General features: G+C 71.7%; 3 protein-coding genes. All 3 read right to left on the bottom strand.

All coding sequences use genetic code 11. From position 1 onward, the window contains the following. Positions 1-700, bottom strand: a 700-nt coding sequence (locus tag ABZ749_RS33640) for an amidohydrolase family protein (protein ID WP_357235068.1), incomplete at its 3' end; no start/stop codon positions are given. Then, positions 697-1458: an SDR family NAD(P)-dependent oxidoreductase gene (locus tag ABZ749_RS33645; protein WP_357235071.1), complete on the bottom strand. Its 762-nt coding sequence runs from the start codon at positions 1456-1458 to the stop codon at positions 697-699. The genes ABZ749_RS33640 and ABZ749_RS33645, both read right to left, overlap by 4 nt. Then, a complete protein-coding gene (locus ABZ749_RS33650; RefSeq protein WP_357235074.1) occupies positions 1455-2480 on the bottom strand; it encodes an alcohol dehydrogenase catalytic domain-containing protein in 1026 nt (341 codons plus the stop codon). The genes ABZ749_RS33645 and ABZ749_RS33650 overlap by 4 nt, the downstream gene beginning before the upstream one ends. Positions 2481-2559 lie beyond the last annotated feature (79 nt).

Consider the following 2559-nt stretch of genomic DNA (forward strand, 5'->3'; position numbering starts at 1 on the left):
CGAGGGCGTCCTCGACGGCGGGTCGAAGGTCAGCCGGCGTCCAGTGCGAGTGCGGCACCTCGGTCACCAGCCCGGAGAGCTTCGCCGTCGTGTTGGGCGAGGCCGCCAACGACCGCAGGTCACGGCTCCACTCGGCCATCTCCAGACTGCCGAGCGCGGGCTTGCCGAGGTGGTCGAGGACGAAGCTGACCTCGGGCAGGTCGCGCGTGAGACGCGCGGCCATGGGGAGCTGATGCTGGCGTACCAGCAGGTCGAAGACGAGGCCGGCGGCGCCCACCGCCGCAATCCCCCGACGGACGTCGGGACGGTCCAGGTAGGCCGGGTCGGTCTCGGACTGCACGAGGTGGCGGATGCCGACGAGGCGTTCGCCGCCTCGGGCTGCCCGCAGACCGTCGAGGTGCTCCGCGACGTCGGCCGCGGTCAGGTCCACCCAGCCGACGACACCACGGACCAGGGTGTCCTCGGCGGCCACTCCCAGCAGGTCGACCGTCTCTGTGACGGAGGCGATGGACTGCACCACCACTGTCGCTGTGACCCCGGCCGCCCGGGCCGGCGGCGCGAGATCAGCGGGTTCGAAGTCGGCGTCGATGGCTGCCATGGTCACCGGGTCGATCCACGGCTGCGGGTGCCGTGCCCGGACCCAGAGGTGGTGGTGCGCGTCGACGATCCCGGCCCGCCCGTGCTCCTGCGCGCCCGTCATCGGCCCAACCAGCCGCCGTCGACGGGCAGCACCACGCCATTGACGTAGTCCGAGGCTGTCGATGCCAGGAACACGGTGGCACCGCCGAGATCGTCGGCCCGACCCCACCGCCCGGCCGGAATCCGCCCGAGGATCGCCTGGTTGCGGTCGGGGTCGTCGCGCAGCGCCTGGGTGTTGTCGGTGGCGATGTAGCCGGGCGCGATGGCGTTGACGTTCACCCCGTGGGCCGCCCACTCGTTCGCCAGCGCCTTGGTGAGGCCGGCCACGCCCGACTTCGAGGCGGCGTAACCGGGGACGGTGATGCCGCCCTGGAAGCTCAACAGCGACGCGGTGAAGATGATCTTTCCTCGGCCGCGCTCGACCATCGTCCGGCCGATCTCCCGGCTGAGGATGAACTGGCTGCTGAGGTTGACCTCGATCACGTGGTCCCACATCTCGTCCGGGTGCTCGGCGGCCGGGGTCCGGGCGATCGTGCCACCGTTGTTCACCAGGATGTCGACCGGCCCGAGAGCGGTGATGTCGCTGGCCAACCGGTGCACGGCCGCCCGGTCGCCGAGGTCCGCCCGCAGCCCGGTGAACCGGCGGCCGGTGGCGCGCACCCGGCGTTCGACCTCGCTGCCCTCCGCTTCGAGCTGGGCGGAGACCCCCACGATGTCGGCGCCGGCCAGGGCCAGGGCCTCGGCCATGGCGAGGCCGATACCGCGCCGCGCCCCGGTCACGACGGCGGTCTGGCCGGACAGGTCGAACAAGGCCGTCACTGCTTTCCCTCCCGCACATCGAGCAGCACCTTCATGACGCCGCCACCCTCCAGCGCCTCGAAGGCCGCGCTGGCCGCCTCGACCGGCTCGACCCGGGAGATCAGCCGCTGTGCCGGGATGGCACCCGAGGCGACCAACCGGATCGCCTCCACCATGTCGTCGCGCTGATACAGCCGGGCACCCAGGAGTTCCAGCTCACGCCAGAAGAACCGGTGCAGGTTGACCTCGCGGGGCTGAGGATGGATCGCCACCATGACCAGCCGCCCACGGGTGGTCAGGACGTCGACAGCAGTGGTGACGCCGGCCGGTGCGCCGGACACCTCGAAGGCGATGTCGGCGCCCGCGCCATCGGTACGGTCGTTGACCAGCGCCACGACGTCGGTCGCTCGCGGGTCGACGGCCTCGATGCCGACCCCCTCCGCCACCTCGCGTCGGAACGGGTCCGGCTCGACGAGGAGCACCCGCGCGCCACGGCCCCGGGCGACGGTGGCGATGAGGACGCCGACCGGCCCGCCACCGACCACGACGACATGGTCGTCGGCGGTCACGTTCCCCCGGCGTACGTCGTGCACGGCGACCGCCACCGGCTCGACGAGCGCCGCGTGGTCGAGGGGCAACTCCTCGGGAAGCGGCAGGACCAGTTCCACCGGCACCGTCCAGGAGGACTGCATGGCACCCGGTGAGTCGATGCCGAGGAAGTTCATCGCGTGGCAGACGTGTGAGTTGCCCCGCTGGCAGGCGGCGCAGCGTCCGCAGGGCCGGGTCGGCATCACGGTGACGGCCTGACCGATGTTCCAGCCGGTCACGCCGTCGCCGACGGCCGCGATCCGCCCGGACATCTCGTGCCCGATGATCGCGGAGTCACCAACCCGGGCGTCCATGTCCCCGTGGTAGATGTGCAGATCCGTACCGCAGATGCCGGTGTAGGCCACCTCGATCCGTACCTGGCCGGGGCCCGGTGGCTCCGGGTCGCGGTTCTCGATTCCGAGGTGGCGCGCTCCCCGGTAGACGACTGCCTTCATCGTTCCTCCGTCTCGACGGTCGGTGCGTCGGTCGTGCCGACCGGGCATGGTCGTGGGTGCATCGCCGTCGCGATGCACC

Source organism: Micromonospora sp. NPDC047753 (assembly GCF_040642735.1).
Taxonomy (GTDB): domain Bacteria; phylum Actinomycetota; class Actinomycetes; order Mycobacteriales; family Micromonosporaceae; genus Micromonospora.

Excerpts from the sequence above, each read along its gene's own strand:
- ABZ749_RS33650 (WP_357235074.1), bottom strand. The coding sequence starts at position 2,480 with ATGAAGGCAGTCGTCTACCGGGGAGCGCGCCACCTCGGAATCGAGAAC.